The sequence below is a fragment of the Rhodococcus sp. EPR-134 genome, from assembly GCF_001647205.1.
Classification (GTDB): Bacteria; Actinomycetota; Actinomycetes; order Mycobacteriales; family Mycobacteriaceae; genus Rhodococcus_F; species Rhodococcus_F qingshengii.
In genome coordinates this window covers 1-2,014 of the sequence record NZ_LVCT01000790.1, presented here as the reverse complement: position 1 = coordinate 2,014, position 2,014 = coordinate 1, and the positions used below count along the sequence as shown (strand labels likewise).

The following is a 2,014-nucleotide window of genomic DNA, read 5'->3' as shown; positions in this document are numbered from 1 at the left end:
GTGGTCGATCTCGCAGCGACACTAGGTGATTCCGTCTTCTCCGAACCGACTCTGAACGCGTTCATGGCTCAGGGACGAGATCAGTGGGTATCGGTGCGAAACCGGATCACGGAGCTCGTGACTAGCGAAATAGACTCGAATGCAGTGTTTTCCGTTGATTCGGTGACAATGCATTTGCCGATCGCAGTGGCCGATTACGTCGACTTCTATGCCTCGGAGAATCACGCAACCAACCTCGGGCGGTTGTTCCGCCCGGACGCAGCCCCCTTGATGCCGAACTGGAAGCATCTTCCCGTCGGATACCACGGGCGCTCGAGCACCATCGTCGTCTCCGGCACCGACATCGTTCGTCCCTGCGGACAGCGGAAGGCACCCGATCAGGAAAGCCCGGACTTCGGACCGTCCCGGCGCCTCGACATCGAAGCCGAGATGGGGTTCATCGTCGGAACTCCCTCGAAGATGGGCGATTCCATCACCCCGGACGAATTTGCCGAGTACGTCTTCGGCGCCGTGGTCGTGAACGACTGGTCTGCCCGAGACATCCAGGCGTGGGAGTACGTGCCCCTCGGTCCGAACCTGGGGAAGAGTTTCGCGACCTCCATCTCACCGTGGGTCGTACCCTTGCTCGCTCTCGAAGCAGCCCGAATCGACACTCCGGTGCAGGATCCCGAACCGCTTTCCTATCTGCGTGGTGAAGAGAAGTGGGGGCTGGACATCGACCTGGCCGTCGAATGGAACGGTCACGTCGTCTCCCGGCCGCCCTACGCCCAGATGTACTGGTCGCCTGCGCAGATGCTCGCGCACACCACCATCAACGGCGCAGCAGCGAGCACCGGCGATCTCTTCGCGTCCGGAACCATTTCCGGACCGGACAAAGATCAGCGCGGCGCCTTCATCGAGCTGACGTGGGGCGGCAAGGAACCCGTAGCTGTGGGCTCCGAGACCCGTACCTTTCTCGAAGACGGCGACACCATCGCCATCTCAGCCACCGCTCCCGGCGCCGGCGGATCACGAATCGGCTTCGGGGATGTTCACGCTCGGATCCTGCCTGCAACGCAAACCGAAAGATAGTGATTGACAACTGTTTGATTCACGCTGATCTGATGTCCGGAATTCCTTGCCTCACGATTCTCCGAAGATAAGCTGGACTAACCATCCAGAGCGATCGAGAGTCCTGGCTCCGTGACGTCGCAGCAACCCCCTCTGCTGAGGTGCGGGTGCTTTCTGCCAGGTCCGATGGAGGACTCGTGCCAGGCGATCGACCCCGTACCTCAGTGGGGACAGCAGCTGTCATCGTGATCGTGGGTGGTGGACCCCGCGGGACCGGCGTACTCGAGCGGATCCTCGCTCACGAATCGGTGAACGCCGATCCCACACCGATCGACATTCACGTTGTCGACCCGTATCCGGCAGGCGCCGGCCGTATTTGGCGAGGCAGCCAGGCGCCGCTTCTGTGGATGAATTCGACAACAGCGGACGTCACGATGTTCACCGACGAGACCACCGCCGTGATCGGCCCGGTGCTGCCGGGTCCGACCCTCGCGGAATGGGTCGCCGAGCGCTCGGCTGAGCTTGCCGAATTCCCAGAAATCGCAGCAGAAGTTCCGACGATCACCCCGTCGTCGTTTGCATCGAGGTCACTGCAGAGCCGATACCTGAACTGGGTGTTCGAGACTGCAGTCGACTCCGCGCCAGCGCACGTCGACGTTCGAGTTCATCGACGATCCGTGGTCGACATCGTGAACGTCGGCGAGACACAGACGGTTCATCTGGACGACGGAGCTGTCATCGACGCGACGACCGTCCTTCTCGCACAAGGGCACCCCGATGCGTTGCCTGCCCCACGTGAAACCGCGCTGACCAGCTTCGCGTCCGATCACGGGTTGACGTATGTGGGTCCGGGCTACACTGCCGATCTCGACGCCGATGTCATTCCCGACGGCGAACCGGTTCTGATCGCCGGACTCGGGCTGGCTTTCATCGACTGGATGGTTCTCCTCGCCGAGAGCCGTGG

At 61.9% G+C, this 2,014-nt stretch carries 2 protein-coding genes and 1 riboswitch; both genes read left to right on the top strand.

Annotation, left to right across the window (positions count from 1 at the left end):
* Positions 1–1,071, top strand: a 1,071-nt coding sequence (gene fahA / locus A2J01_RS33845; protein WP_064114426.1) for a fumarylacetoacetase, incomplete at its 5' end; no start/stop codon positions are given.
* A 78-nt stretch (positions 1,072–1,149) separates the two neighbouring features.
* A riboswitch (SAM riboswitch) is annotated at positions 1,150–1,243 on the top strand.
* A 4-nt stretch (positions 1,244–1,247) separates the two neighbouring features.
* The coding region (locus A2J01_RS33840) for an FAD/NAD(P)-binding protein (RefSeq protein ID WP_231916231.1) at positions 1,248–2,014 on the top strand (767 nt) is incomplete at its 3' end.